The sequence below is a fragment of the Enterococcus sp. AZ129 genome (assembly GCF_051714505.1).
In the GTDB taxonomy this organism is placed as follows: Bacteria; Bacillota; Bacilli; order Lactobacillales; family Enterococcaceae; genus Enterococcus; species Enterococcus faecalis.
In genome coordinates this window covers 738,692-761,891 of sequence record NZ_JBIORY010000001.1, presented here as the reverse complement: position 1 = coordinate 761,891, position 23,200 = coordinate 738,692, and the positions used below count along the sequence as shown (strand labels likewise).

General features: G+C 34.1%; 42 protein-coding genes, 1 tRNA gene, 1 pseudogene and 1 other annotated feature. Of the genes and pseudogenes, 9 read left to right on the top strand and 35 right to left on the bottom strand.

Going from position 1 to position 23,200, the window contains the following annotated elements; translation table 11 throughout:
* Positions 1-84: 84 nt before the first annotated feature.
* From IGJ90_RS03795 to IGJ90_RS03690, 22 genes are all read right to left on the bottom strand, one after another.
* Complete coding sequence (locus IGJ90_RS03795; protein ID WP_174126838.1) at positions 85-834, bottom strand: phage antirepressor; 750 nt, start codon at positions 832-834, stop codon at positions 85-87.
* A 5-nt stretch (positions 835-839) separates the two neighbouring features.
* Positions 840-1,019, bottom strand: a complete 180-nt coding sequence (locus IGJ90_RS03790; protein WP_174114229.1) for a hypothetical protein — start codon at positions 1,017-1,019, stop codon at positions 840-842.
* A complete protein-coding gene (locus tag IGJ90_RS03785; RefSeq protein ID WP_174126841.1) occupies positions 1,003-1,233 on the bottom strand; it encodes a hypothetical protein in 231 nt (76 codons plus the stop codon). The genes IGJ90_RS03790 and IGJ90_RS03785 overlap by 17 nt, the downstream gene beginning before the upstream one ends.
* Complete coding sequence (locus IGJ90_RS03780; RefSeq protein WP_016632644.1) at positions 1,234-1,743, bottom strand: DUF1642 domain-containing protein; 510 nt, start codon at positions 1,741-1,743, stop codon at positions 1,234-1,236.
* A gap of 11 nt (positions 1,744-1,754) precedes the next feature.
* Positions 1,755-2,057, bottom strand: a complete 303-nt coding sequence (locus IGJ90_RS03775) for a hypothetical protein (RefSeq protein WP_002380483.1) — start codon at positions 2,055-2,057, stop codon at positions 1,755-1,757.
* Positions 2,054-2,395: a DUF5406 family protein gene (locus tag IGJ90_RS03770; protein ID WP_192189387.1), complete on the bottom strand. Its 342-nt coding sequence runs from the start codon at positions 2,393-2,395 to the stop codon at positions 2,054-2,056. Before IGJ90_RS03770 ends, IGJ90_RS03775 begins: the two co-directional genes overlap by 4 nt.
* On the bottom strand, positions 2,392-2,658 hold the full coding sequence (locus IGJ90_RS03765; protein WP_016632642.1) for a DUF7446 family protein: 267 nt from the start codon (positions 2,656-2,658) through the stop codon (positions 2,392-2,394). The genes IGJ90_RS03770 and IGJ90_RS03765 overlap by 4 nt, the downstream gene beginning before the upstream one ends.
* Positions 2,659-2,682: 24 nt before the next feature.
* On the bottom strand, positions 2,683-2,907 hold the full coding sequence (locus IGJ90_RS03760; RefSeq protein WP_174126741.1) for a hypothetical protein: 225 nt from the start codon (positions 2,905-2,907) through the stop codon (positions 2,683-2,685).
* Positions 2,908-2,996: 89 nt separating this feature from the next.
* Complete coding sequence (locus IGJ90_RS03755) at positions 2,997-3,299, bottom strand: hypothetical protein (RefSeq protein ID WP_229207338.1); 303 nt, start codon at positions 3,297-3,299, stop codon at positions 2,997-2,999.
* The gene (locus IGJ90_RS03750) at positions 3,283-3,765 is read right to left on the bottom strand and encodes a class I SAM-dependent methyltransferase (protein WP_016632638.1); all 483 of its coding nucleotides are present in this window, start codon (positions 3,763-3,765) and stop codon (positions 3,283-3,285) included. The genes IGJ90_RS03755 and IGJ90_RS03750 overlap by 17 nt, the downstream gene beginning before the upstream one ends.
* A 63-nt stretch (positions 3,766-3,828) precedes the next feature.
* Positions 3,829-4,023, bottom strand: coding sequence for a hypothetical protein (locus IGJ90_RS03745; RefSeq protein WP_025193431.1), 195 nt, complete (start codon positions 4,021-4,023; stop codon positions 3,829-3,831).
* 92 nt (positions 4,024-4,115) lie between these two features.
* Positions 4,116-4,259, bottom strand: coding sequence for a hypothetical protein (locus IGJ90_RS03740; RefSeq protein WP_010708408.1), 144 nt, complete (start codon positions 4,257-4,259; stop codon positions 4,116-4,118).
* A complete protein-coding gene (locus IGJ90_RS03735) occupies positions 4,252-4,887 on the bottom strand; it encodes a hypothetical protein (protein WP_010716208.1) in 636 nt (211 codons plus the stop codon). Before IGJ90_RS03735 ends, IGJ90_RS03740 begins: the two co-directional genes overlap by 8 nt.
* Positions 4,877-5,317, bottom strand: a complete 441-nt coding sequence (locus IGJ90_RS03730) for a RusA family crossover junction endodeoxyribonuclease (RefSeq protein WP_025193430.1) — start codon at positions 5,315-5,317, stop codon at positions 4,877-4,879. Before IGJ90_RS03730 ends, IGJ90_RS03735 begins: the two co-directional genes overlap by 11 nt.
* Positions 5,318-5,325: 8 nt before the next feature.
* On the bottom strand, positions 5,326-5,625 hold the full coding sequence (locus IGJ90_RS03725; protein ID WP_016632633.1) for a MazG-like family protein: 300 nt from the start codon (positions 5,623-5,625) through the stop codon (positions 5,326-5,328).
* A 3-nt stretch (positions 5,626-5,628) separates the two neighbouring features.
* Positions 5,629-6,534, bottom strand: coding sequence for a DnaD domain protein (locus tag IGJ90_RS03720; protein ID WP_016632632.1), 906 nt, complete (start codon positions 6,532-6,534; stop codon positions 5,629-5,631).
* A 52-nt stretch (positions 6,535-6,586) separates the two neighbouring features.
* Positions 6,587-7,570 (bottom strand): hypothetical protein, encoded by a 984-nt coding sequence (locus IGJ90_RS03715; protein WP_438767588.1) that lies wholly within the window; start codon positions 7,568-7,570, stop codon positions 6,587-6,589.
* A 12-nt stretch (positions 7,571-7,582) separates the two neighbouring features.
* Complete coding sequence (locus IGJ90_RS03710) at positions 7,583-8,062, bottom strand: siphovirus Gp157 family protein (protein ID WP_016632630.1); 480 nt, start codon at positions 8,060-8,062, stop codon at positions 7,583-7,585.
* Positions 8,063-8,158: 96 nt separating this feature from the next.
* On the bottom strand, positions 8,159-8,386 hold the full coding sequence (locus IGJ90_RS03705; RefSeq protein WP_016632628.1) for a hypothetical protein: 228 nt from the start codon (positions 8,384-8,386) through the stop codon (positions 8,159-8,161).
* Positions 8,383-8,721: a hypothetical protein gene (locus IGJ90_RS03700; RefSeq protein WP_016632627.1), complete on the bottom strand. Its 339-nt coding sequence runs from the start codon at positions 8,719-8,721 to the stop codon at positions 8,383-8,385. The genes IGJ90_RS03705 and IGJ90_RS03700 overlap by 4 nt, the downstream gene beginning before the upstream one ends.
* A gap of 39 nt (positions 8,722-8,760) precedes the next feature.
* Positions 8,761-8,934 carry a hypothetical protein gene (locus IGJ90_RS03695; RefSeq protein WP_016632626.1) on the bottom strand — a complete coding sequence of 58 codons (174 nt, stop codon included), beginning with the start codon at positions 8,932-8,934 and terminating at the stop codon, positions 8,761-8,763.
* Positions 8,925-9,119: a hypothetical protein gene (locus IGJ90_RS03690; protein ID WP_016632625.1), complete on the bottom strand. Its 195-nt coding sequence runs from the start codon at positions 9,117-9,119 to the stop codon at positions 8,925-8,927. The genes IGJ90_RS03695 and IGJ90_RS03690 overlap by 10 nt, the downstream gene beginning before the upstream one ends.
* 111 nt (positions 9,120-9,230) lie before the next feature.
* Between IGJ90_RS03690 and IGJ90_RS03685 the strand changes: the two genes are divergently transcribed.
* Both IGJ90_RS03685 and IGJ90_RS03680 read left to right on the top strand, forming a co-directional pair.
* On the top strand, positions 9,231-9,740 hold the full coding sequence (locus tag IGJ90_RS03685) for a hypothetical protein (RefSeq protein WP_016632624.1): 510 nt from the start codon (positions 9,231-9,233) through the stop codon (positions 9,738-9,740).
* Between the two features lie 152 nt (positions 9,741-9,892).
* Positions 9,893-10,075, top strand: coding sequence for a YegP family protein (locus tag IGJ90_RS03680; protein WP_002364224.1), 183 nt, complete (start codon positions 9,893-9,895; stop codon positions 10,073-10,075).
* Between the two features lie 39 nt (positions 10,076-10,114).
* Here IGJ90_RS03680 and IGJ90_RS03675 read toward each other — a convergent pair whose 3' ends face one another.
* The 3 genes from IGJ90_RS03675 to IGJ90_RS03665 are packed head-to-tail and all read right to left on the bottom strand — an operon-like array spanning position 10,115 to position 11,353.
* A complete protein-coding gene (locus IGJ90_RS03675) occupies positions 10,115-10,840 on the bottom strand; it encodes an ORF6C domain-containing protein (RefSeq protein WP_202568179.1) in 726 nt (241 codons plus the stop codon).
* Between the two features lie 13 nt (positions 10,841-10,853).
* Positions 10,854-11,138: a hypothetical protein gene (locus tag IGJ90_RS03670; protein WP_016619055.1), complete on the bottom strand. Its 285-nt coding sequence runs from the start codon at positions 11,136-11,138 to the stop codon at positions 10,854-10,856.
* 29 nt (positions 11,139-11,167) lie between these two features.
* Complete coding sequence (locus IGJ90_RS03665) at positions 11,168-11,353, bottom strand: helix-turn-helix domain-containing protein (protein ID WP_016619056.1); 186 nt, start codon at positions 11,351-11,353, stop codon at positions 11,168-11,170.
* 284 nt (positions 11,354-11,637) lie between these two features.
* Here IGJ90_RS03665 and IGJ90_RS03660 point away from each other — a divergent pair, with 284 nt between their 5' ends.
* From IGJ90_RS03660 to IGJ90_RS03645, 4 genes are all read left to right on the top strand, one after another.
* On the top strand, positions 11,638-12,063 hold the full coding sequence (locus IGJ90_RS03660) for a helix-turn-helix domain-containing protein (protein WP_016619057.1): 426 nt from the start codon (positions 11,638-11,640) through the stop codon (positions 12,061-12,063).
* A gap of 20 nt (positions 12,064-12,083) precedes the next feature.
* Positions 12,084-12,512, top strand: a complete 429-nt coding sequence (locus IGJ90_RS03655; RefSeq protein ID WP_016619058.1) for an ImmA/IrrE family metallo-endopeptidase — start codon at positions 12,084-12,086, stop codon at positions 12,510-12,512.
* Positions 12,513-12,577: 65 nt separating this feature from the next.
* Complete coding sequence (locus IGJ90_RS03650) at positions 12,578-13,147, top strand: DUF3221 domain-containing protein (RefSeq protein WP_016632505.1); 570 nt, start codon at positions 12,578-12,580, stop codon at positions 13,145-13,147.
* A gap of 68 nt (positions 13,148-13,215) precedes the next feature.
* Positions 13,216-14,370: a site-specific integrase gene (locus IGJ90_RS03645; protein WP_016632506.1), complete on the top strand. Its 1,155-nt coding sequence runs from the start codon at positions 13,216-13,218 to the stop codon at positions 14,368-14,370.
* An 87-nt stretch (positions 14,371-14,457) separates the two neighbouring features.
* Here IGJ90_RS03645 and rpmA read toward each other — a convergent pair whose 3' ends face one another.
* Genes rpmA through rplU form a run of 3 tightly spaced genes read right to left on the bottom strand, consistent with a single transcriptional unit; the run spans position 14,458 to position 15,443 of the window.
* Positions 14,458-14,745 carry a 50S ribosomal protein L27 gene (rpmA, locus tag IGJ90_RS03640; protein ID WP_002355868.1) on the bottom strand — a complete coding sequence of 96 codons (288 nt, stop codon included), beginning with the start codon at positions 14,743-14,745 and terminating at the stop codon, positions 14,458-14,460.
* 12 nt (positions 14,746-14,757) lie between these two features.
* The gene (locus IGJ90_RS03635) at positions 14,758-15,102 is read right to left on the bottom strand and encodes a ribosomal-processing cysteine protease Prp (protein ID WP_002355867.1); all 345 of its coding nucleotides are present in this window, start codon (positions 15,100-15,102) and stop codon (positions 14,758-14,760) included.
* A gap of 32 nt (positions 15,103-15,134) precedes the next feature.
* Positions 15,135-15,443 (bottom strand): 50S ribosomal protein L21, encoded by a 309-nt coding sequence (gene rplU / locus IGJ90_RS03630; protein ID WP_002355866.1) that lies wholly within the window; start codon positions 15,441-15,443, stop codon positions 15,135-15,137.
* A 19-nt stretch (positions 15,444-15,462) separates the two neighbouring features.
* Positions 15,463-15,538 (bottom strand) — a sequence feature (ribosomal protein L21 leader region).
* 172 nt (positions 15,539-15,710) lie between these two features.
* On the opposite strand from rplU, the gene IGJ90_RS03625 reads away from it, so the two are divergent.
* A tRNA-Arg gene (locus IGJ90_RS03625) sits at positions 15,711-15,784 on the top strand.
* An 87-nt stretch (positions 15,785-15,871) separates the two neighbouring features.
* Here the strand turns inward: IGJ90_RS03625 and IGJ90_RS03620 are convergent.
* The 3 genes and pseudogenes from IGJ90_RS03620 to IGJ90_RS03610 form a co-directional block, all read right to left on the bottom strand.
* Positions 15,872-17,764 carry a TPM domain-containing protein gene (locus IGJ90_RS03620; RefSeq protein ID WP_438767586.1) on the bottom strand — a complete coding sequence of 631 codons (1,893 nt, stop codon included), beginning with the start codon at positions 17,762-17,764 and terminating at the stop codon, positions 15,872-15,874.
* A gap of 241 nt (positions 17,765-18,005) precedes the next feature.
* On the bottom strand, positions 18,006-18,437 hold the full coding sequence (locus tag IGJ90_RS03615; protein ID WP_025187508.1) for a VOC family protein: 432 nt from the start codon (positions 18,435-18,437) through the stop codon (positions 18,006-18,008).
* 144 nt (positions 18,438-18,581) lie between these two features.
* Positions 18,582-18,782: pseudogene (locus IGJ90_RS03610) on the bottom strand (MerR family transcriptional regulator); the annotation flags it as partial.
* 186 nt (positions 18,783-18,968) lie between these two features.
* On the opposite strand from IGJ90_RS03610, the gene IGJ90_RS03605 reads away from it, so the two are divergent.
* The gene (locus IGJ90_RS03605; RefSeq protein ID WP_025186566.1) at positions 18,969-19,649 is read left to right on the top strand and encodes a peptide ABC transporter permease; all 681 of its coding nucleotides are present in this window, start codon (positions 18,969-18,971) and stop codon (positions 19,647-19,649) included.
* Between the two features lie 154 nt (positions 19,650-19,803).
* On the opposite strand, the gene IGJ90_RS03600 is transcribed toward IGJ90_RS03605, so the two are convergent.
* Genes IGJ90_RS03600 through IGJ90_RS03590 form a run of 3 tightly spaced genes read right to left on the bottom strand, consistent with a single transcriptional unit; the run spans position 19,804 to position 21,353 of the window.
* The gene (locus IGJ90_RS03600; protein ID WP_002363321.1) at positions 19,804-20,118 is read right to left on the bottom strand and encodes a nucleotide pyrophosphohydrolase; all 315 of its coding nucleotides are present in this window, start codon (positions 20,116-20,118) and stop codon (positions 19,804-19,806) included.
* Positions 20,111-20,410 (bottom strand): hypothetical protein, encoded by a 300-nt coding sequence (locus IGJ90_RS03595; protein WP_002366320.1) that lies wholly within the window; start codon positions 20,408-20,410, stop codon positions 20,111-20,113. The genes IGJ90_RS03600 and IGJ90_RS03595 overlap by 8 nt, the downstream gene beginning before the upstream one ends.
* Entirely contained in the window at positions 20,391-21,353 is a 963-nt protein-coding gene (locus tag IGJ90_RS03590; protein ID WP_010777464.1) for a helix-turn-helix domain-containing protein, read from the bottom strand. Before IGJ90_RS03590 ends, IGJ90_RS03595 begins: the two co-directional genes overlap by 20 nt.
* Before the next feature lie 126 nt (positions 21,354-21,479).
* Here IGJ90_RS03590 and proC point away from each other — a divergent pair, with 126 nt between their 5' ends.
* Positions 21,480-22,295 carry a pyrroline-5-carboxylate reductase gene (gene proC, locus IGJ90_RS03585; protein WP_002355848.1) on the top strand — a complete coding sequence of 272 codons (816 nt, stop codon included), beginning with the start codon at positions 21,480-21,482 and terminating at the stop codon, positions 22,293-22,295.
* Positions 22,296-22,354: 59 nt separating this feature from the next.
* Here the strand turns inward: proC and mapP are convergent, their stop codons facing one another.
* Positions 22,355-23,179 carry a maltose 6'-phosphate phosphatase gene (gene mapP, locus IGJ90_RS03580; protein WP_002358863.1) on the bottom strand — a complete coding sequence of 275 codons (825 nt, stop codon included), beginning with the start codon at positions 23,177-23,179 and terminating at the stop codon, positions 22,355-22,357.
* Positions 23,180-23,200: the final 21 nt, after the last annotated feature.

The following is a 23,200-nucleotide window of genomic DNA, read 5'->3' as shown; positions in this document are numbered from 1 at the left end:
CATATCACAAGCTACCACTTTTCTGGTAAAATATTCTTCTTAGTCAACCAGTGGTCGGTTGGCTTTTTTGTTTTTGTGCTCTACTTAAGAAACGTTATCCCATAGGTCCATTTGAGGTAAATAACCTTCATCTTTTAACAAGTTGTAAATAAACAATCTACCTTTCTGCGTCCACTTCGTACTCATCACTACTTTAACTGTATTATCAGATTGCTTAATTTCGCTTGTATGAGATTTAGTATATCCACAATTCATATGCTTTTTGTAAAGCAACCATTGTCCGCTAACTTTTCGTTGTACGCCTAATTGATGTAATAGTTTATTTAATTGGATAGCCGACATGCCATAATCTGCTGCAATTTGAGAAGTCGTGACTGTATCTTTTGAAGCTAAAATTGTTTCAAGATAGGTGATTTTGGGTTCATACTCAACTACTTTTTGTTCAAGCATCATTTTTTCTTCTTCCAAGTCAGCAGCTAACCGCAGGGCTTCCGCAAACGAACTTGGAACATTCGTATAGCTACCTGTTTTCCTAATTTGCGGTAAGACCTCTTCCATAACCCACTCTTCAAATTGCTCGGCATTTGGAAGATTAGATTTTATTACTAGTCTGTAAATATCAGATTCAGGAATAACTTTAAACGATTGACGACGACCTAGCGAATCGCTACCCCATGTTTTTATAGCTTTTTTACAATGTTTGTTAGTAGCATCACTTGGATTTTTATAACCTAATGTTTTAGCGACATCATTTGCTACGAAATATGGAACTTCATTTATAAGCATTGTTCGCACTTCTTGTTGTCCAAAATTAAAAATTTGTGGTGTATTCATTTCCTTTATCTCCCTTCTTCATCTGCATACTCCTTTACTTCAATCAAATCTCTCTTCATAAACCAAAACACTTCACCATTATCAAATTTAATCAATAAAGCGAATACTTTTCCATCCACTTTATCAATACACTCGCCGATTTGTCCTTTCGGAACAATACTGCTATATCTAGTTTTGTATTTCATCTACAATTTCCCCCGTAATCACTAATAGCGAACCTATTAGGGCGCTCATACTATTTTTAGTAAATATTAATTCAATTTCGTCGGTAGCATTTGAACGTAAGCCTATGATTTCACGCTTAGCAATAATTTTATATTCGCCATTTTCTAATTTCTCTATTCTTAATGATTCTTCTGAAAAATTATTAACACTCTTTGCTATAACTTCTATTGCCATCTATTCTTCCTCCACCTTCACAGCAAACGGCCAATAGCGCTCATCAATTGCTTTGATTTGATTTTCTGTTAACGTATCCACATTTTCCTTACATATCGTAAAATCAATTGTTCCCGCTAAATTTAAAAAAGTATATCCTATGTTGGTCGCCCCTTTGTCTGATAATAAAACGTGATATAATGGTTCCTTCTCGACTTCGTATCCGTTAGCTAATGCATCAACGAATAAATCTCTATTCGACTTAAACCATAAAGAAAATTCATCATCTGGTATTTCTTGTGAAAAAGAATCTGCGGAACTAATAATATCAACTTTATCAGAACCCATTCCTAAACTTTCTTCGATAAAATCAGTAGCAGTTTTAGGTAATACAGCTTTTTTCGGTTCGTCTAGTTGTTTTGCTAAGCTAATTGCTCTTTCGTTGGCATAGTCAGCACCTTTCAAATAATCAAGGCTACATGTAGAAACTTCTAAACATCCTAACTCTTCAATCAATTCTTGTTTATTCATCGCTGTTCCTCCTAATCGTATTCGATTTCAGTATCGTAACTGTTATAAATAACGTTTACATGCTCGTTTACTTCTTCATCTTTCTTTAGCCAATATGGCCGTTTTCCATTTCTCAGAGGTATTCCAATTCCATCGATGAAAGTTTCGTTATTATGCACAACGTTAAACGTGATATACTGTGCTATTTCTTCTAAAGTTTCATAGTCATAAAAGAACTGACGAAATTCTGCAAACCATTCTTCGTTAAAAAATTCTGGATCAAGCTCCACTTTGACTTTGTCACGTCTTACTAATTCAATGTTAAATTGTTTCATTCTGCTTCCTCCTCTACAAAATCAACAATCTCCACGCCTACAATATAATCTTTCAAGCATTCCCACTCATCTTCAACTAATATTTCATCTTTTTTGTCATTTTTCAAAGTCATTGCGAACCACTCGCCACCTTCAACATCTGTGCCAAGTAATCTAAAATTGACTGGATTTTCTTTAAATTTCATATCATATAAATCGTCTGCGTCTATATCTAATACGTCTAAACCTTTGCAGTTACCACTTTTTACAAAAGTTACATGTCCTTTATAGTCCCATTGTTGGAAACTTACCTTGATTGTATGCAGTCCCCAAAAAATATTTGGATCATAATTTTTCATTTTTCTTCCTCCTTTAAAATAGCTAGAATTTTTTTCGCTTTTTCTTTATCAGATGTATAAAATAAGCTATGCTCTTTGCCATCAACACCTTCAAACCAGACTGCCTTTTTTTTATTTAAAAAAAACCAATCTGCCACTGCTTGAATAGCCTCATCTGTAATTACTCGACGATAATTTACATCCATCAAGCCGTCTTTGGCTTTACCAAGATAAATATCTCCACTTAATAACGCTGTTACTAAATGTAATTTTTCATAAGCCATTTGTTATTCCTCCAACCTAAAAAGTTAATGATAAAATGAATGCACTATTTCTTGACAACCGTTTAAAAACTCTTCTAATTGATTGTATTCAGAATCTGACCAATCTTCAGTAAAATCATTAATATCTGTAGAAGTCGTTCCATAACCAGTATCTCTAATTTCTACATGATTCGTGACCCCTTCACGTTCTACTTCAAAGGTAATTGTTGAAGAATCAAAATCATGTACAAAATTTTTAATATAAATCATTTTCTTCCTCTCCTTTTTCTAAATAAGCAATAAGTAACTCTCTAATGGTTTCTTCTGACAGACAAATATTTTCATCATGATAATAATCGCTAAACTTGAAACCCATTTTTTACATTCCTTTCCTTATACTCAGCTACTTTCTGTTCATACATGGCTATTTCTTCGCTAGTCGCTTTAATTAAACGAGTTACTTCAAAACCAGCTCCATGTAAACAATATACTTTTTCTCCTACCCATTGATACCAATTTCCCCATGCCAAGTCTGGTAACTTGCTACTTATACAATCTTCCTCCCAAACTTGTTGTTCTATGATTTTTTTAACTTTTCCAAATGCAGGTGAATTTGCATCGACTAATTTATAGACCTGTCCAACTTCAACCATTCGATTCATTTTCTTCACTCTCTTTCATAAACACTAACCAGTGCGTTTTCGCTCTTTTATTGCCGTATAATGGCTCATAGTCAATTATGCTTAATATTTCAGATAGCTTGATTTGGTCCTCATTCCATTTGAAAACTAATATCCCGTTAGGCTTTAAGACTCTCATACACTCAGAAAAACCTTTTTGAATATCTTCTTTCCAAGTTTGCTCATTCAACTTCCCATATTTTTTGACCAACCAGCTGTTATTACCAGCTTTCAATAAATGCGGAGGGTCAAATACTACATGATAAAACGAATTATCCTCAAAAGGCATCTTTCTAAAATCTGCAACAATGTTAGGATTAACATCAACAATATGTCCACTCTCTAATTTTTCGTAATGCTTTCTGTTATCCATAAACAAAACTTGGTCGTTTTGCTTATCAAACCAAAACATTCTGCTACCACAGCATACATCAAGTATTTTTTTCATCATTTCAAAGGAGTAAAGAATTCTTTATGGTCGACCAAACCTCCACTCCTTTCTTTTGTTTATTTAAAGTACAATTATTCTTTCAACCGTTTTGGGCTTCAAAATAACATCGCCAATTCTTACAAACTTATTTCTGTATGTGACATCATTAAGCAAGTTAATTAAGTTACCAAGTTTTTTTTTGTTTATTTCAGTATCATACGTAGTCATCATAAATGTTCTGTTATTTACAAAAATTCTAATTTTTATTATTTCCATCATTGACACTCCTAATCTCAGCTAACTTTTTCGCAACATTCTGTCCGCTTTTGTTACATAACGGACAAGAAGTTGCTTTTGAATGACCGAATCTATCTTTTTCCCAGACAATCATCTGTCCCTTGCATTTTATACATACCATCGCTTTTACCTCGCTTACTGTATGTGCCGTTTGCAATAGCTTTTTCTTTTAGTCTACGTTTTTTCTTCTTGATTTTAGATTTAGTTTTACCCATTAACTTTTACCGCCTTCGTTAAATCAAATCCTAAAGCATTTGGATGTCCTTCCACTTCTTCTGGTTTTACATGGTAAACATCTGTTTCGATATTAAAGCCTCCAACTTCGGCAGCTTTTCTTAACACATGACCATTCCAGCTTTTTCGATAGCCTGTTTTTTTATTTGCTTTAGGACTTACACAACTTCTTGCACCTTCTGCAGTTGCTTCACACGGCAAAACAAATAACGCTTTGTTTTGTTCGTCTAAATATAATTGAACCCATTCTGGTTTGTTCAAGCGTTGTACTACTGGACCACTTAAAGCCAGACCGCTTTTTGAGATCGTTAAACATTCCTCTGCTTTCACTCCAAAATTCCCTGAAATAAGTAACGTTGCTGTATTTAAATTAAATTTCATGTGTTTTGTCTCCTTCGTTTCTTTTGTTTTAATTTGCTTGGATAGATATTTTTTACTAACAATGATTTGATTGTTAGAATCTGTTATCATTTCTTCCTCATCTTGATGTACATGACAAACTTTGACTAACACCGCATTATCATAGACTTTTTGTACTGTTCCATGTAAAGCGTGCTGAAAGCGATTGTGAGGAATAATTTCATAGGTTTTGCCAATATCAATTTTCATTTATATCCTCCAAACTCATAATTTCAATTTCTGTTCGTGCTCGCATGCTATACAGCTTTTGGCAAACCATCACAGCAATTTGACCATCATTTTTATATAAAATACCTTCAGCAGCATCTGTCACTGCTTTAAAATAATTGTCTAAATCAGGCTTTTTGTCGCAATATTTCCGCTCTAATTCCACTTCTAAGCGTTTCTGTTTATTGCTTAGAGCTGATTTAGGCGGATGGATGTAAAACGTCACATGTGCGAAAACTGGCCCTTTTTCAATCAACTTTGCTCTTGATTTACGAAGATAATTTTTTACTTGATTTTTGTATTCTTTCATCGCTCGATCTTCGTACGTTTGAACATAATTTCCGCGCCTTGCGAATCTTGGGCGACTTTGTGGCTTAGGCTCAATCGGTAGAATAATTCGCATCTTTTCCACCTCGAACCTTACAAATCGGCTTCTTTGACGAATACTCCGTTTACCATTTCCCCTTGGCGATTTTTGATTTCGCTATATGCTTGATTTAGGCATTCGTATAAGTCCATGTTATTTTGCATAGCGAGAATAATTAACGTCACAACCACATCACCAATACCATCTCTTAGGTCGTTTTCATTGTTTCTTGCCAATGCAGCCCCAACTTCTCCAACTTCCTCAATCACTTTTAGCATTTGCTTTTCAGGTTCTGCTTTATCTAAATGCTTTTCTTTCGCCCATTCTTCCACTAATTTAACTAATTCATCCATGTTTTATCCTCCCAAAAATTCTTGCATTTGTCTTTCAAATTCAGCTTGTTCTTCTGGTGATAGCTTTTCTTCTTCACCGTTTGCTTGATTCATCCATTCAGGCACCTTTTCTTGCCGAACAGGTTTATTTTGATAGCTACTGATCCCTGTATTTTTTTTGCTTGTTTCTTTAAATGCTTTCTGCGCTTCCATTGCTTCTTCAAGCGTGGTTATGCTTTTATCTTTCCAATTCGCAAAAATTTTATCCACATATGATTTTAGCCATCTCATATCTACGCTGTACTCATAAGCCTGTTTAACAGCATACAAAACTAGCTCTGGACCCCATTCTCTAATCCATGGGCTTAAAGCACCTTTCAACAAGTTATTAGGCTGTTGTCCCCAATGGCTTTGAATAAACTCATACACACCGACATCTTCTTCATGATTATTTATGTTTGTGTTTTCGTTTATATTTATGTTTTGTTTATGTTTATATAATGTGCTACTGTTGCGCAACTGTGTTGTACACTTTTCCGCTACTGTTTCGCTACTACTTTGTAAACTGTCTTGTACACTCTCTTGTAAACTATTTGACGTAGAAAGTTTACGTACATCTTCTTGTAAACTTCCTTGTACACTATTTGATATATAAAGTTTACATATATGGTAAGAAGTTGCTTTTCTTCCATTGGTTTGAAAATCAATTAATCCTAGTTGTTTTAATACATTTCGATTTTTATTTATTCCTTGGCGTGAAAGACCAGCTAGAGTTTCAAGCGTTTGATTACTTGCCGTAAACCACTCACTCCATCTTGTTTTATTGTTTATGCTCATCAATGCGCGCCATAAAGCAATTTGCCCAGATGAAAGTCCCTGATTGTACATTAAATAATCGTCAAACGCTAAAATCTGCTTAATATAGTCCATCATCGCACCTCCCTAGATAAGAGGGGAAAATCCCCTCTCGGTTTGTTTGCTATTAAAATGGTAAATCATCATTAGAAATATCAATTTCTGTTCCTTCAAAAGGAGGATTAGAATCATCAAACAGCTCTTCTTGTTTTTCCACACTTTCTGGCATTAATGAAGAAACTTTATTTCCTAATCGTTCAATAAATTCTTTTGCTTTCATTTGATTAATTTTTTCAAGTTCATTAATTCCATAAGCTTTTATAACTTCTTCTCGAGAAAGATTATTTGCCTTAGCAATTATATCGGCTAATGAATATACTTCATCTATTTGTTCTTTTGTAATCAACGGGACAGCATTCTGTTGTCCTTTAGATTTTCCAAGAAGCATATTAGCAGCTTGTTTCATCGCTTCTTGTTTTGCATTTTTTGCTAACCATTCCACATAAGAAGCATCTTCTTGAACGATGTCTCCCAGAGTACGCCCTTTATGTTTACCAAATGTAACTTTCATTAATCGAGCATCTTGTTCATTCATCGTTTCCGTTTGTTCTCTTTGAACAAATTCTTGTAAATCTTCCATATCTTGAGTAAATACTTCGGATAGGCTCACAATCGTTAACGTAGCATCAATTTGTGCACGTTTTTTTGCCATCTTCAGGCAGGTATTAGCCAAAGTAAATGGATCTTGTTTGATATATTTTTTCTCTTTCGTGTTGCAATGTCCCATGCCCTCAGTAATCTTCTGTCCATTTTTAGACAACGTACACTTGATTGTATAAGCGAAAAAACCGTTATCATAATCTTGAATCCGTTCAATTTCTTCATATTCACTTGTTACTCCAAATAGCATCTGAATCTTTTCTGCACCTGGCTTTAATAACGTAGGTTTATTTGTTCCTGGAATCAATCCGAAATCTTGTCCACTCTTTAGATTCTCTTGCACTACTGTTTGAAAATTAGATATTGCTTGTAATTGTTGTGTCACTTTACTTAAATCTGCATCCATTACCATATCCATAGAATGGTTTTGATTTATAATTTCTGTTGTCATTTTACTTAGCCCCTATCGGATTTGAATTGATTTTGTTCGAACTAATTCTGCACCCTCAACTTCTCCATGTTTCAATTCTTCTTTCAACGCCTTTTTATCTACTTTAGGAGGTTGCGGAATTAAAAAGCCTGACGGAATTAATTTTTCATCAGTAATTTTTACCGAAGCTTGGTTATTCCGAATACTTACATTAAATAATTCCCCTTTAATTTTTGTTTTACCAACTTTTTCCATTTCCTGTTGCAAATATCCTTTAAGGTTATCGACACTAGTTGAAAGCGCCTTTTTTCGTGCTTGTAATCGTTTAATTTCCGTATCCACAATTGACGACGTGCTTTCAAGTTCTTTAATTACTTTCGCTGTATTTTCAACCTTTAAATCGATAGAATCGTTAATACTATCTAACGTATCTTTCAAAGTGCCATCGTCAAGCTCTTCAGCAAGTGATAATACTTTTAAATAATCATTACTAAGTTCATAGAGTGTTGGCATAATTATCTTCCTCCTCATCGTATTCCCACGTTGGCTCTAACACTTCTTTTTCTTCGGACGGCTCTTGTTTTGCCCCTAACGAATCAAATTCAGGCATTACAATCCCTCCCAAAATAGTTTTATTTTTTCATCTTCCAATTCGATATAATCGACACCTTGCATTTGTAATTGATCTAAAAATAATTTTGTAGCTCCTTTACTGCTTACCACACAACTTGTATTACCGTAAGATGCTGATGTTCGTATTGATTGGACAATGTTATTCTGTGCGTTTGCTAGCATTAATTCGTAAATGTCGTTGCCTAAGCCTCTTACTTCAATCACTTAAACTCACCTCGAGAAATTTTCGATAATATATCTATCAAATCGTTTGGATCATCTGTGACAAAAGTATGTTTATTTTTAGCTGTAGTTTCTGTTTCAATACCGTACATTTCTTTCAAATGATGATGCATTGGACAATCACAATCTAATTCAGCTAGTGCTTCTTTTACTTGGGTGTATTGGCTATGTGCAGCGATAGCTACCATCGCATCTTCTCCAATTTGGGCTATTGTTGCTTCTCCTTCTAAATCAATAGCAGCTAAAGATAAACCTATATCCTCTTTCTGGCATTCTTTTGCTAGTTTCTTAATCAATTTTTGAATTTTGTCGTTCATTTTGGTATACTCTCCTTAACATAATATTTTTATTTGCCCTTAATCGTCTGCAAACGATTGGGGCTCTTTTTGTACTATACTTAATCTTTCTGGGTAAACACCTTCATCAAATGAAACATATGGATATTCTTCAAGCAATTTTCTAAAGACTTCCGCTTGTGTTTCTCCAATCACGTATGTTTCTCTACTAGCTTCACCCACAGCTACATACATTTTTTATCGCCTCCTTTTTTAGAGTATTGATACTTGGCCTCGTCCCAATCAAAAAACCAACGTATAAAGATTGGTACAATGAATATGGTCACTACTACCACTGAAAATTGACTTTTCAAGAACGCACCTAGTGCAATCATCACTAAAAATGCTCCTATCAGTCGAGCTTCACGTATCGCTTTCATGGTTAACCTCCTATAATTTTTTTGATATAATTTAGTTGAAAGTGAGGTGATTAATTATGAATATCTCTTTTTGAAAGTTTTCGAACCAATCATCCCTTAATCATTCAAGCCTTGTCTTATACTTTTAAAGTAGTAGGCGCAATTGGTATATTCACTATTATTAAATTGGTTCTTTACTTTAATATTGGTCAAGACTATGAAACGATAACTGTAAAATACTATCCTGATGAAACAGAAATTTTAACCATTCAAAAAGATGGATATGATATTTTTAGAGAAATCAATCTCGACCCAGAAAATAAGTTTTCAGAGCACAGAAAGTTCGTCATAGGACCTCAAGATAAAAAAATGACTAATATTTCTTTGTGCATTGGTACTGGTGAATTTAAAGAATCCGATATCCAATTGTATAAAACTGTTCATAAAGACTTTGAATTAAGTCCTCAAGTATATTTACTTGTGCGAGCTCCCATTACGGAGAATATTCCAGCAGCTAAAATGACTTTTGAAACTAACTATAAAAAAGGTGAGTTATTGTTCACTTCTAATCTCAAATCTGGAATAAATGACCGTACTACGTTGGAAGTAAAAAGAACTATATTAAGCTTTTTAGCTGATTAATTATCAAGCTTAATCGCCAAATAGATAGCTATAATTACTAAAATTCCCAAGACTATAAATCCTTTCCAAAACTCTGGATTGATTAAAAAATTAAACATTAGCTTCTATCCTTTCGTTGTTCTTGATAAAATTTTTTAAAGCGAGGTGTCAAAGTGTTTTTTGTGATTAAACGAGCTTCCGATAAAAAATACTATTTTTTGATTAAAACTGAAGAAAATGAAATAATCGCATCAAGCAAAACTTACTACTACAAATCTTCTGTTTTAGAAATCATTGAATCCATTAAGAATGATATGAATCCAAAAGCAATCATTGTTGATACTACTTTTAACTGAGGATAAGTTAGGCTTATCCTTTTATTTTTATTTACTGATCTAGCTCACTTCTTTAAACATATCTCCGTTTCCATTAGCCATATCAATTCTTGCTTGTAATTCCAAGTCAGGCTTCCATTTAGGAATTAGAGTTAATGATTCTTCATATCGAACTTTTGGAATATCTACATAAGAGGCTACATCGAATAATGCTTTCAATTGTTTATAGCAATTACTAAATGCTGATTGCTTAATACTTGAATCCTTATAAGCCAATGTTTTTTTGCCACCTAATACTTTGATAACAGTTGATGAAACTAGGCCTTGTATCTTTCGTTGTTGGCTTCTATTAATTGTTGTTTCTGTTTCTAGCTTATCTAAACGTTGATTTACAAGAGTCAATCCACGTTCATGTTTTAACGCAGCTTCTAATAACAATTCTGTGTTATTAATCGGTAAGTTTGATTGAGTTTTAAGCAGTTCCTCCATTTGGTTAAAAGCTTCAATGTATTTCAGTTTGAATGAATCTGCTTTTTTCCCAGTGAATCCAAATGCAATAAAAGAAAAGCCATTTCGATTCATGTAGTACAATCTTTGTTTTCTACCTCTTGAATCTTTGTATTCTCCTTCAGCAAACATGTTTTGGTAATGAGCCGAATTTTCGGCCGATTGAATTTTAGACTCTATTGCTTCAATAACATGCTTATGTTGTTTTTCAAATACTTCAGCAACTTGTAAACTAGTTGTTACTGCTTGTTGGTTTTTCATAATTACTAGATTCTCCATCTTCTTTCCCCCTTTAAATTTCAAAAGTTTCTTTTAGAAATCTTTGTAATTCAGATCGTTCAATCCGAATATCCTGATTACTCCATTGTTGAATTTTTAAACCTTTTGAAATCCAATTATTCAATTTTTCATCGCCAATCTCTAAAATCTTTCTTACTTGCGATTTGTTAGGATATGGCGGTAATTCAATGGTTTTAGTCAATAAATTCAAACGATTTTCAATTTCTTTTAATACTATGAAAGTAATGTTATTTGCTAATTCGTTTTGAACCATTTCATCAGGAATGTTTAGCTGCATAAGTTACATCTCCTAAGCTAGTTGATTTGTTACTTTTCTATTTCTAAATTAATACCCAAAATCTCTTCAATTTGTTTTAATCTTTCAATCGGTTTACGATGTTCATTTAAAATATCTTGTAGATAAGCCATTGAAATTTTCATTCGACGTGCCAATTCTCGTTGGCTCCATTTCTTTTCAATAAGGGCAATTTGTACTTGTTGTTTTAAAGTCATTAGTAGCCACCTCCTCCTACTACTCAATTGATAATATTCAATTATTTTTGTCAAATCTATTGACAGCTAATTGACAATAGTACATAATGTAAGCATAAGAAATACAGCACACAAAAAGTGAGCTTTACTTATGTCTGGGGAGACAATTCAGTTTTTGTTTTGCTTTTTGTATGCCATAAATTACTTGCTTACAAAACATAGTATAATTGACTATTATCAATTTGTCAATGACTTATTTGTACAATTGTCAATTTCTTTGTTTTAAAGCCGAAAGGTCTGATATCATGCTATTAGATAGAGTTAAGTTATTGGCAAACGAGAAAAAAATGACCGTTGCCGAGTTAGAAAGAAAATTAAATTTTGCACAGGGAAGTATAAGTAAGTGGTCAAAACAATCTCCTTCTAGCGAAAGATTGCAAAAAGTAGCTGATTTTTTTGATGTCAGCGCAGATTATCTTTTAGGTCGTACAGATAAACGCCGATATTACGATTTAACTGAAAAAGATGAAAAAGACATCCAAAGAGAATTAGAATTGATTATCGAAAATATGAAAAATTCTGAAGCAATTGCTTTCTCTAAAGATACAGAAGAACTTTCTCCCGAAGCACGTGCTGCAATTCTTTCTTCTATTGAAGAATCTTTACGTATCGGAAAAGCTCTTGCCAAGAAGAAGTTCACTCCTAAAAAATATCGTGGTAATCAACAGTAACAAATAGGAGGAATTGTCATATGCTTTTATCAGAAGTGCCGTATGAAATTGAGAAACTAAAAAAACAATATGGGACTAATGATCCATTCAAAATAGCTGAAAAGAGAGGTATTACTATTCTATATGGCTATTTTGGTGAGGAAGTATATGGTTTTTACACCAAAAATCATCGATGTAAATTTATCCATTTAAATGCAGAATTACCTTATCAAAAAATGCTTTTTGTTTGTGGTCATGAACTGTCTCATGCTATTTTCCATCCAAATGATAATACGGCACGAATGACTGCAGACAGTTTTTCTTCTACTTCTAAAATAGAAGCTCAAGCAAATTGCGGAGCAACACACCTTTTAATAGATGGTTCACATTTAAACGAATTATGCTATCCTACTAAGTTGGATATTTTAAATTACTATGGATTACCATTAGAAATGGAAATATATTTATAAATAATAAAAATCAGTTTTGTAGATGATTTTTATATAAATATTTTTAAGAAATGAGGAATTATTAAATGAAAAAAGTTTCTTTAGTATTTTTGTCATTATTACTTCTTACTGCATGTTCTGGAAACAAAGAAGAGGAAAAAAATTCTAGTATCTCATCTACTAAAATAAGTTCTGTAAAAAAAGAAGCAACTATAAAAGAAAAACATACTAGTAGCTCGAATATTAATAATACCAATATTACAAAATTCCAGGAGTACCTTCAAACAAATCCACAAGATTTTGAAAGCTTTGTGGATCAGTATTATTCAATTACTCCAACTACAGACCAATCGAAAGTATTTTCAGAATTAATTAAAGGAAAATCTTTTACATTCACAGGTACCGTAATTGAACCTATGGGTAAAAGAGTTGCCGTTATTGCCAATAATAAATTTTCTAATGAAACATGGACTAATTCAATTTCTTCTAGCCCTTTAGCTTCTTATGTAATATTTGTAAAAGACCTAAATAATACAAAAGATTTTAAAACTGGTGATAAGGTAAAATTCACTGGAATAATGAGTTCTGCTGGTGCAAATCTTAATTCTGTTCATGCCCAATGGGATATGAATAACGGAACAATGGAAAAAATATAAAGACTAGCCTCCGGGCTTTTCTTAAAAAACAAAAAACGAACACACGTTCTCGAAAAGAGGTTTTATAAATGGCAATGATAAAACAATATCAAAAGAAAAATGGTGAAAAAGCATGGTACTTCAAAACATATCTTGGTACCGATCCGCTAACTGGAAAAAAGAAGTATACAACTAAGAGAGGATTTCGCACTCAAAAAGAGGCTAAAATTGCATTAGCAAGGTTAGAAATGGAAATTCAAAAAAATGGCATTCCCTCTTCCACTAATATAATATTCCAAAAAGTAGCATTTATGTGGCTAGAAAATTATAAAAATACCGTAAAAGAAAGTAGCTACTCTCGAACAGAAATAATCTTCAGAAAACACATACTACCTTCATTTGGAAAAATTGAAATATCAAAAATTTCAACTGCTTATTGTCAGAAAATCGTGAATACATGGCATTCCAAAGGTAGTTCAAAACAATATCCCCTTTTTATAAATTATATTAATCAAGTCTTCAAATTTGCTATTAACATAGGAGTTACCAATCAAAACCCAGTGATTAATGTAATAGTTCCTAAAAATCAAGATATTATTACATCAGAAAAGAAAATTAAATTCTATACAAAAGATCAACTTCAAATATTTTTAAAAAGTATTGAACAAAGCGAAAGTACCTACATTACAATAAGAGATTATACATTATTCAGATTATTAGCTTTTAGTGGATGTAGGATAGGGGAGTTGTTAGCTCTTACTTGGGACGATTTAAACATTAAAACTGGTGAACTACAAATCAACAAAACAATTGCTAAATCTGACCATTATTATGTATCAAATACTCCAAAAACAAAAAAATCAAACAGAACACTAATATTAGATGCAAAAACAATAACTATCTTAAAAAAATGGAAATTAGAGCAAAAAAAATATCTTCTTAAACTTGGTTATACACAACCCTCACGTATTTTCACCAATGAAGAAAATGAATTTACAATAAATCAAGCTATTACAGATAGATACAATATTTATCGTAAAAAGGCTAACTTACCAAACATTGGGCTTCACGGATTTAGACACACGCATGCATCTTTATTATACTATGCTGGTGCAGATCATAAAGAAGTTCAGGAACGATTAGGACATGCAAACATAAAAACAACTTTAGATACTTATACACATCTAACAAATGATGGAAAAGAAAAAACTACCGAAAAACTATCAAAATACATCGGCTTTTAACTAGTATGGTCAAAAGTATGGTCAAATATTTTTTAAACCAACAAAAAAAGCCCAAACCTTTGATAAACAAAGGTTTGAGCTATTACACTAGTTAGCTACTGGATAAACTGATACTTGTTTTTTGTCGCGGCCTTTACGTTCGAAACGTACCACACCGTCAACTTTTGCAAATAACGTATCGTCGCCACCGATTCCAACGTTCACACCTGGATAAATTTTAGTTCCGCGTTGACGGTATAAAATTGAACCACCTGTAACTGTTTGGCCATCAGCACTTTTAGCGCCTAATCGTTTAGATTCAGAGTCACGGCCGTTTGATGTAGAACCGCCACCTTTTTTATGGGCAAATAATTGTAAATTCATAGTCAATAACATAGTCTGCACCTCCTATTTCTCAGTGATTGTTTTTATTTGAATAAATTCAGTATTTTCGTTCTCTATTGATTGTAAACCTAATAAAAGATTTTCTAATAGAATTTGGGCAATATTTTTTTGTTCCTGATTGACAGTTGTTAACATCTCGACATAAAGGTAGCCACCTTCTACATCATCAACTTCCACAATCGGTTCAAAACCTGCTAAGGCATCAATCCCATTGACTGTGCTAATTGCTAAGGCAGAAACTGCCGCGCAAACCACATCGCTGCCATAAGGACCTGCTTCAGCATGCCCGGTTAATTCGAATGAAACGATTCGGCCGGAGCCTGTTCGTTTAAAAGAACCTTTAATCATTGATAGGCCTTCTTTCCTGTCAACAAGAGAGATTAAGCGTTGATTGCTTCGATCATAACTTTTGTATACGGTTGACGGTGACCTTGTTTACGGTGAGAGTGTTTTTTAGGTTTGTATTGGAAAGTCACGACTTTCTTTTGTTTGCCGTGTTTTTCAACAGTTCCTTCAACAGTTGCGCCTGCAACAGTTGGCGCACCAACTTTTGTAGATTCGCCACCTACTAAGATAACTTCGTCAAAAACAACTTTCTCGCCAGCCTCAACGTTTAATTTTTCAACGTAGATTGCTTGACCTACTTCAACTTTCACTTGTTTACCACCAGTTTTGATAATTGCGTACATGCTATACAGCACCTCCTTCTTCTAGACTTAGACTCGCCATCCCAAGTGATGATTACTCATACTTAAAAACTTGTTCTGTGCGGTTGTAGCTGTGGAGACCACAATTACAACACTAACTATAATAACAGAACCAGAAAACCTCGTCAATATAAACTCTCTATTTTCTTCACTTTCTCTCTCCAAAAAAACTTCTTCTGTTATTTAAATTTCCGATTGACTTTCTAACACTACTTCCATTATAATTAGCTTTGTTGTGTTACAACTATTGTCATAGTAGCTCAGCAGGATAGAGCATCCGCCTTCTAAGCGGACGGTCGGGGGTTCGAATCCCTCCTGTGACGTAACGATAACAAAAGCGCCTCTTAGAAACCAAGGTTTCTAAGAGGCGCTTTTGTTATCCCAAGTTCATCCTAACCTAGTTTAACTTTCTACCAACTTGAAGTACCTCCACCTCCGCCAAAACTCCCACCTCCGAAACTGTCACCGGAGCCATCATCAGAAGAACCCTCGTTGCTTGTAACCCACCAATCATGACGATTCGCATACATACTGGTCTTTTTTAGTTGCCTGTCAGAACGTGAACTTGCTAGAAATTTAGCAATAGACACATTTCCATAAGCAAAACGCATATCATAGTATTCAGGATACGTAGTCTTAATAAATCTTATCGGATAGAAGGATTTTGAAGCTTTTTTGTTGGTAATCTTTTTTTCTCTAATTTTTTTCCGCAATAATTTTTTTTCAATTTTATATTGCTGGTTGTCTAAATCGTTTGCTAATTGTTTTAATGATTTTGATTTTTCTGAACTTACTTGCTGGATATCTTTTAAAAACCTACGGATCATAGAATCCAGATGCAATCTATTTTGTAAGCCAACACCTATTGATTTTATATAACCAAATAAGAAAAAGACCAGAATCAAAAAATAGACCAGACTAACCATGGGTACTAAAGAGTCTTCGTCTTCTAAAAATGTCAGAATCTCTGTGATTAGTGTGAAAACTGTCGAAGTAAACGACTGCTCTGATAAACTAACTTGAACATAAATAATCAGAGTCACGGATACCAAAAAAGGATGTTTTAATAAAATCGAAAGAGGAAACAAAATAATTTTTAGGTAAGCAGGTATTAAGTTATCATTAATTCCACTAATCCGACACGCAGGCAGTTTCGTTTCTGGAACTTTTTCCCAATACACTTCACCTATCCAAAAACGCGGTAAATAGATCCATGGTTGATTCACCTTCCAAAAAAAAGCACACATAGAAGAGCTTCTTAAATCTTTCCACTGTGCAACATAATTATAAATAAATTTCTTTGGTGTCACCTCGCCAAATGCAAAATCCATATCATAGTATGCGGGAATTATTATCTCTTTTTTCGAATTTTCAGGATATAAAATATTTTTCTCCAAACGCTCCTTGGCAGCTTTAAATTCAACCGATTGTTCTCCTAAAACAATTGACTCAGAGGAAATACCGCCATTATAAAACATAGCTACATCTTCCTTATAGCGGTTTGCCATGTCAACTAGAGCCAAGCGGGCACTAAGTTCTTTCCCCGCATTACGTAATTCCCATAAAAAATACAACATAACAATAATAAAAACTATAATTAGCCAAGGCTTTAACGACCTTCCTATTCCTAATAAATATAACCAAATTTTCTGCAAAAAACTAATCTTAGGTAGCGAGGTCGTTTTAGACATAGTATCAGTAGTAAGTAGTTCCTTAATCCGAGTGGTGACAATATGTATTCCTGCATTAAAATCCTTTAATTTATAAAAATCTTTCACGGTACTATCTGTTATTTCATCGGTTAAACTATCTGGGATTATCTCTTCAAGCCCATAGCCTACTTCAAGTCTTGCTTGCCTGTCTTTGACAGATACTAAGTAAATCACTCCATTATTATAAAGTTTATTTCCGATACCTAATTTATTACCTATTTGATTAGTAAAGCTTTCAATCGTTTCGTTTTCAGGAACTTGCTCAACTGTGATAACCATTAGTTGTGGTTTCGTTTCCGTCTTACTAAGTTCTTGATTAATTTTTTGTACATTATTAATGACTTCTTCGTTCAAAATTTGTGCATTATCTGAAACAAAAAGATGATTTTGATTAATTTTTACTACGACATCGTCTGTTGGAGCTGAATAAGTCCTTTCAAATCGTTTTAAGAAACTCATTCCCAAATAGATCCCTATTAAAAGAACAGCTAGATAAACTAAATTCTTCATTATAATACTTTTTACTTTTGTTTTTCGATACTCCCCCACGCTCATTTGTAATTTTATCCCTACTTTATTTTTCCCATACACTGATTTTTTCTCCCTTCCACTCCTACCGAATATTCTAGCTCTGATTTTCCACAGAGCTAAATAAATTTTTTTGTATTAAAAATTTATTTTCTTAATAGTTAGTATACCGAATATAGACGTTCAAATCTTTATCTTTTTAACTAAACTTCTGTTAACACGCAAAAAAAGAACGTAACGCTTAGTTGATAAGCGTTACGTTCTTTTCAGATAACTAGTTAAACAAACACAAGAATAGTGATTTTTACAGCTCGTTTTCCAAAATCTCAATTCGCTCATCAAAACTCAACTCTTGATAGATTTGATGGAGCATCCACATGTACCCATACGGATCAACAAACAATGAATTTTTGAGCGCTCCTTCCATCATTTCAGTAATAGGCTGTACTTCTTGACAACCGTTTTCCATTGCCAGTTGATGTGTCTCTTCAATATTTTCTACTGTTATATTAAACCAGATAGTATTGGGATGTTCTTGGGTTGGTGCTTTTAACCCATATTCTTCATTGGCATCTAACATGTGAAACCTCGTGCCATAAAGTTGAAAAACCGCTTCATTCATTCCGATAGGGTATTCGGTTGCTTCCACTACCTCTATTTCAAACACCTTTTTATATAAGGCAAGCGCCTTAAGGCTATCACTAACAATAAAATCGATTTCTGTCCCTTTAATCATTTGTTTTTCCTCCTTCAAAGCTACTAACTGTTGATTAATTTTTTTAATCTTTTGCTCCTCCATTTGAATTAAATGTCGCGATTGATCTCGTTTTCTTAACAAAATAGTTTCCAAAAAAGAAGCATCCTTAAGTTTTCTCAAAGTTTCCGCCATCTCTTCAACTTTAAACCCTGAATCTCTTAACAGTAAAATTTGTTTCAATAAAGGAATTTGATGTGCACTATAATAGCGATATCCTGTTTTTTTATCAATTTCATTTGGAACAAAAATTCCTGCTTTTTCATAATGACGCAGCATCCGTGGGGAAATATCCATTAACTTGGCAAATTGCCCAATTTGATACATAGAGTCTCCTTTTCATTCAATTGATATTCTTATCATAAACCTTGACACCATGTGAAAGTCAATGAAAAAGTTTCTATTCATACATTTCTATTTTATTTGAATATTCCCGTGATCTTTCTCTAGTTATTCAGAAGTATATTGAGGGGTGAAATTTTGGAATTAAAAAAAACGATTTCCAACAAAATAATGATTATTTTAATTGCAATTATCGTTGCAATCTTTGCAATGGGATGGATTCTACCTATTGGCATCGATAAAGTAACTAGGTTAAGTTACCGAGAATACTTATTTAGTACATATACTGTATTTACACAATTTGGCTTTCTAATGTTTTCGTTTCTAGTCTCTTTCTTTATTAATAAAGAGTACTCAGGAAAAACAATTTTATTTTATCGTATGATGCATACCAATAGCCTTACTTTTTATATAAAAAAAGTTTTGACACTTACGGTAGAGACCCTAGGCAGTATTCTAGTTCTGTTATTTATCGTTTCCTTTATTTTTATGGATTTTTCTGTAATTCTGCAAATGTTTTTTTTATTATCGATGATTTCAATTCAGTATATTTTAATTGTTGCGTTGATCAGTTTTTTATCTGCTAACGTTCTTTTATCTATCGGTTTTAGCATACTCTATTGGATTACAACAGTACTTTTTGTTGCAATTGGTGGATTTTTACGTTTTTTTGCAATATTTGATGCTTCAAACGAATTATATCTAAACGTCCAGAATTTTTTAGAAGGCTCAGAAAACTCAATTAGTTTTGACCACAATTTATTGATTATCTTGTATATTATAGTTCTAACAGTCATCGCGCTGGCTATTGCAAGGGTAAATAATAAACGTTGGCTAAGACTAGGAGTATAAACGACACCCACTTCGCAGATAGGATTCATCTACTTATTCGAGACAATAGATTAAATCAAATACAACTAGTTGAAACTAAAAAAGTATCAATTTTGATACGCCCCAAACTGATATTTTTCTAAACTTTGGGGCGTGTAATCAAAATACAAGCTTCTTAGTGTGGCACTGGATATTTCACCGCATTTTTCTTCAACTTTTCTTCGATAATTTCGTCCAAATCAAACCCTAAATTATCAGCCATCATGTAGGAGTAAATGAGAACATCAGCCAATTCTTCTTTGATTCGTTCTTCTTGTTTGATGCCTTCTTCTGCTGTTTTCCATTGAAAAAGTTCTAACAATTCTGCCGCTTCTAAACAAATTGAGAGCGCCAAATCTTTTTCATTATGGTGGGGGCGCCAATTTCTTTCATCACGAAATTGATTAATTTTTGCCATTGTATCCATCTGTTCCCCTGCTTTCTTATTCATTTGATGGCAACTGAAACCCATCGAACGTTTCACCATCATAGTATTTTAATAACTGCTCTGTAGACAGTAATGAGGAGGTTATTTCTTCCTCTTCAACAACTGCTTGATTCTCTTCTCTATACAATAAATAAGCCTGTAAAAGCTGTTGGTAAAGTTTTATTCGTGAAGAGGCTTCCGCTGAAAGAAACGTTAATTCTTTTAAGTGTCCGCGATAGACAGGCAAATCATCAACAAATTCGATTGGTAATTCTACTACAGTTAACTGAAATTCTTCAAAGACTTCTTCGTACATCTGCCATTCCTTCTTTCTGTCGATATTGTTTTGGGGTCATGCCCATTTCTTCTTTAAAACGTTTATAAAAAAAGGCTTTGTCTTGATAGCCGATTCGTTCAACAATCGTTTGAATCGATAAATCTGTTTGCTTCAAGTAGTTTTTCGCCAATTGGATTCGATAGGCTAAGACAATTTCCGTAAACGTTTTGTTTGTCTTGTCTTTTAAAAAATTCGATAAGTAATTCGGATGAAAATGAAATTTAGCGGCGACTTCTGCTAAAGTGACATGCGCAATCTGTTGCTCAATATACGCTAAAATCACCTCAACACGTTGATGATTCGACAAATAATTATCTTGCATCTTTAAAGCTTCTCTAGGCAGTTGACCTAGTTCCACCACCAGCAAAACAAAGGCCGCTTTGGTCACTTTATTATTAAAATAGGCCATTTTCACAATTTGTTTCAGTAATAATAGCGAATAGACGTGAACATCCGAATTTGGCTGGCTGGCAAAAACAAAATATCGAGGAATGTTTTCAAATTCACTGCTAGCAATTTCTGTAAAAAAACGATACATGACTGGTTCTTCCGCCAGCTGGTTTAAGAGCGTATCAAGAAAATAGTGCTTTTTAAAATAAAATATAATCATAGACATTCCTTGCCCCTGATAGCTAACCGAGGTGGCCTCATTGACAATCATGACTTGGCCAGCCGAAAACGAACACCTTTGTTGATCCAAATAAGCATAGCCGTCTTGCTCTAAACAATAGAGCATCCGAATAAATCCTTTCGGAACGTCAATGGTTTCCGAAGATGCCAACATAAAGCCCGCAATTTCTCGATGCGGATTTTCCTTAAATTGCGCTACTTCATTCTCAAGAGCATTGGTAGTGGTTAAATAACAATCTAAGGTCTCTAAAAACTGATAAAATGCTGCATATTGCTCTTCTTTGCTTGCCAATTAATCACCTCATAATCCAACACTTTTTACTTTACTCCCTCTATTTTTTTCTTTGGCGTTTCCTTCTATACTAGATACATGGTAACACGAAAAAAGAGATTCAACAGTTTTTAGGAGGAATTTTTTATGAAAATTAGTTTTATCGGTGCTGGAAATATGGCATCCGCTATTGCCAAAGGTGCGCTAAAAAAGCAATTTATTGCCGCAGAAAACCTTTATTTTTATGATATTCAAGTCGAAAAAACCGCCGCTTTTGCACAAGAAATTGGTGCACACGCGGTTGCTTCACCACAAGAAGCCATTGCAGTAGCTGACTTAGTTATTTTAGCGGTGAAACCGCAATTCGTTCAAGCAGCTTTACTTGAAGCAAAAGAAGCAATTTTAGACAAGCAACCGTTAATTGTTTCCATTGCAGCAGGTACGACTATTGCAGAATTATATCAACTGTTTGAGACTACCCAACCGCTTCGTCTTGTTCGTGTGATGCCCAATATGAATGCATTAATTGGCGCAGGTGCAGCAGCTGTCTGTGGTAACGCTTTTGCATCCCCTGAAGACATCCAGACTGTTTTATCGTTGTTTCGAGCAGTTGGCCAAGCCTGGGAATTAGAGGAACAGTATTTTTCGATTTTTACTGCTATTGCAGGTAGCACTCCTGCGTATGCTTTCTTATTTATTGATTCGATTGCCCGAGCAGCCGTTAAAAATGGTATGAACAAAGAGTTGGCCTTAGAAATTGCCACACAAGCTGTACTAGGCAGCGCTCAAACTTTGGCAAATAGCACAGAGAATCCTTGGACTTTAATCGACCAAGTCAGTTCTCCTGGTGGAACCACGGTTGCTGGGATTGTCGAATTAGAAAACAATGCGTTTATTTCAACAGTCATCAAAGGGATTGAGGCCACCATCCTTCGGGATCAAGAATTAGCCAAACAAGACTGATAAGAATAATTACATGAGCGAATAAATAAGAAAAAGCGCTGAAAATTCAGCGCTTTTTCTTATTTTAGTTGAATGAGTAAGCCAAAATGATCACTGACTATCGGTGTTTTCCTACCATCAAAAATTACTTCATATTTTCGTACGTGCCACTGTTTTGGAACAAATGCGTAGTCAATCCGCAAGGCTGCTTCATTTTCTTCCCAGCCATCTATTTTTTTCTCTACTGTCGCTTCACCGCTTGTCTCTTCCGCTACAACAAATGCATCTTGAATCGGCAAGTAACTATTTTCCACTAATTGATAGCCAGTTGTACCAGCTGGGTTGTTTAAATCGCCTAAAATGACTAACGGTTGTTGCCCCATCGCTAAGTATTTCTCTAATTGTAGCCATTCATAGGCAAAACCTGTACAGGGTGTTTCCCACCAAGAAAAGTGACCAGAGACAACAGTAAGCGTACCTTTTGAACTCTCTGTCTCCGCTACTAAGATTTTTCTTGTTCGATAATTCGTTGGTTCTTGGCTTTCTGAAATAAGGAGAGCTTCACTAGTCAACGGACATTTCGAAAGTAGTGCGTTCCCTTCTTCATAAATAGCGTAACCAATGTGGCTCATTTCCCAACTCCAATAATAGTGTTGGCCTTTTTCAGCTAGATATTGAACGATCAGATATGCAAAATTATCTTCATGGATCGGCGTTTGGGTCGCTATGGGACAAAAAGTAGTTAATTGTTCTAACGGCACTTTCTTGGAAGCGACTTTCTGATTCACTTCTTGTAAGGCAATTATTTCACTTTCAGAAGATAAAATCACCTTGGCAATCTCCTCTAATTTTTTTAATGGTTCTTCTTCTAACCAGCTATGAGTATTGATTGTTAAAAGATTCATCTTTTCCCCTTCTCTTACATG

Bases quoted from the DNA above. Each gene is read 5' to 3' on its own strand.
- IGJ90_RS03760 (WP_174126741.1), bottom strand. From the start codon at position 2,907: ATGATTTATATTAAAAATTTTGTACATGATTTTGATTCTTCAACAATT.
- IGJ90_RS03715 (WP_438767588.1), bottom strand. From the start codon at position 7,570: ATGACAACAGAAATTATAAATCAAAACCATTCTATGGATATGGTAATG.
- IGJ90_RS03710 (WP_016632630.1), bottom strand. From the start codon at position 8,062: ATGCCAACACTCTATGAACTTAGTAATGATTATTTAAAAGTATTATCA.
- IGJ90_RS03740 (WP_010708408.1), bottom strand. From the start codon at position 4,259: ATGGGTAAAACTAAATCTAAAATCAAGAAGAAAAAACGTAGACTAAAA.
- IGJ90_RS03605 (WP_025186566.1), top strand. From the start codon at position 18,969: ATGATTATTTTAATTGCAATTATCGTTGCAATCTTTGCAATGGGATGG.
- IGJ90_RS03725 (WP_016632633.1), bottom strand. From the start codon at position 5,625: ATGGATGAATTAGTTAAATTAGTGGAAGAATGGGCGAAAGAAAAGCAT.
- IGJ90_RS03600 (WP_002363321.1), bottom strand. From the start codon at position 20,118: ATGAATAAGAAAGCAGGGGAACAGATGGATACAATGGCAAAAATTAAT.
- IGJ90_RS03775 (WP_002380483.1), bottom strand. From the start codon at position 2,057: ATGAAACAATTTAACATTGAATTAGTAAGACGTGACAAAGTCAAAGTG.
- IGJ90_RS03700 (WP_016632627.1), bottom strand. From the start codon at position 8,721: ATGAACGACAAAATTCAAAAATTGATTAAGAAACTAGCAAAAGAATGC.
- IGJ90_RS03650 (WP_016632505.1), top strand. From the start codon at position 12,578: ATGAAAAAAGTTTCTTTAGTATTTTTGTCATTATTACTTCTTACTGCA.
- IGJ90_RS03635 (WP_002355867.1), bottom strand. From the start codon at position 15,102: ATGATTAAAGGTTCTTTTAAACGAACAGGCTCCGGCCGAATCGTTTCA.
- proC (WP_002355848.1), top strand. From the start codon at position 21,480: ATGAAAATTAGTTTTATCGGTGCTGGAAATATGGCATCCGCTATTGCC.
- IGJ90_RS03660 (WP_016619057.1), top strand. From the start codon at position 11,638: ATGCTATTAGATAGAGTTAAGTTATTGGCAAACGAGAAAAAAATGACC.
- IGJ90_RS03595 (WP_002366320.1), bottom strand. From the start codon at position 20,410: ATGTACGAAGAAGTCTTTGAAGAATTTCAGTTAACTGTAGTAGAATTA.
- IGJ90_RS03735 (WP_010716208.1), bottom strand. From the start codon at position 4,887: ATGAAAATTGATATTGGCAAAACCTATGAAATTATTCCTCACAATCGC.
- IGJ90_RS03780 (WP_016632644.1), bottom strand. From the start codon at position 1,743: ATGAATAAACAAGAATTGATTGAAGAGTTAGGATGTTTAGAAGTTTCT.
- IGJ90_RS03615 (WP_025187508.1), bottom strand. From the start codon at position 18,437: ATGATTAAAGGGACAGAAATCGATTTTATTGTTAGTGATAGCCTTAAG.
- IGJ90_RS03720 (WP_016632632.1), bottom strand. From the start codon at position 6,534: ATGGACTATATTAAGCAGATTTTAGCGTTTGACGATTATTTAATGTAC.
- IGJ90_RS03670 (WP_016619055.1), bottom strand. From the start codon at position 11,138: ATGCAGCTAAACATTCCTGATGAAATGGTTCAAAACGAATTAGCAAAT.
- rplU (WP_002355866.1), bottom strand. From the start codon at position 15,443: ATGTACGCAATTATCAAAACTGGTGGTAAACAAGTGAAAGTTGAAGTA.
- IGJ90_RS03790 (WP_174114229.1), bottom strand. From the start codon at position 1,019: ATGAAATACAAAACTAGATATAGCAGTATTGTTCCGAAAGGACAAATC.
- IGJ90_RS03645 (WP_016632506.1), top strand. From the start codon at position 13,216: ATGGCAATGATAAAACAATATCAAAAGAAAAATGGTGAAAAAGCATGG.
- IGJ90_RS03675 (WP_202568179.1), bottom strand. From the start codon at position 10,840: ATGGAGAATCTAGTAATTATGAAAAACCAACAAGCAGTAACAACTAGT.
- rpmA (WP_002355868.1), bottom strand. From the start codon at position 14,745: ATGTTATTGACTATGAATTTACAATTATTTGCCCATAAAAAAGGTGGC.
- IGJ90_RS03665 (WP_016619056.1), bottom strand. From the start codon at position 11,353: ATGACTTTAAAACAACAAGTACAAATTGCCCTTATTGAAAAGAAATGG.
- IGJ90_RS03795 (WP_174126838.1), bottom strand. From the start codon at position 834: ATGAATACACCACAAATTTTTAATTTTGGACAACAAGAAGTGCGAACA.
- mapP (WP_002358863.1), bottom strand. From the start codon at position 23,179: ATGAATCTTTTAACAATCAATACTCATAGCTGGTTAGAAGAAGAACCA.
- IGJ90_RS03690 (WP_016632625.1), bottom strand. From the start codon at position 9,119: ATGAAAGCGATACGTGAAGCTCGACTGATAGGAGCATTTTTAGTGATG.
- IGJ90_RS03770 (WP_192189387.1), bottom strand. From the start codon at position 2,395: ATGAAAAATTATGATCCAAATATTTTTTGGGGACTGCATACAATCAAG.
- IGJ90_RS03695 (WP_016632626.1), bottom strand. From the start codon at position 8,934: ATGTATGTAGCTGTGGGTGAAGCTAGTAGAGAAACATACGTGATTGGA.
- IGJ90_RS03785 (WP_174126841.1), bottom strand. From the start codon at position 1,233: ATGGCAATAGAAGTTATAGCAAAGAGTGTTAATAATTTTTCAGAAGAA.
- IGJ90_RS03655 (WP_016619058.1), top strand. From the start codon at position 12,084: ATGCTTTTATCAGAAGTGCCGTATGAAATTGAGAAACTAAAAAAACAA.
- IGJ90_RS03755 (WP_229207338.1), bottom strand. From the start codon at position 3,299: ATGAATCGAATGGTTGAAGTTGGACAGGTCTATAAATTAGTCGATGCA.
- IGJ90_RS03745 (WP_025193431.1), bottom strand. From the start codon at position 4,023: ATGGAAATAATAAAAATTAGAATTTTTGTAAATAACAGAACATTTATG.
- IGJ90_RS03750 (WP_016632638.1), bottom strand. From the start codon at position 3,765: ATGAAAAAAATACTTGATGTATGCTGTGGTAGCAGAATGTTTTGGTTT.
- IGJ90_RS03765 (WP_016632642.1), bottom strand. From the start codon at position 2,658: ATGGCTTATGAAAAATTACATTTAGTAACAGCGTTATTAAGTGGAGAT.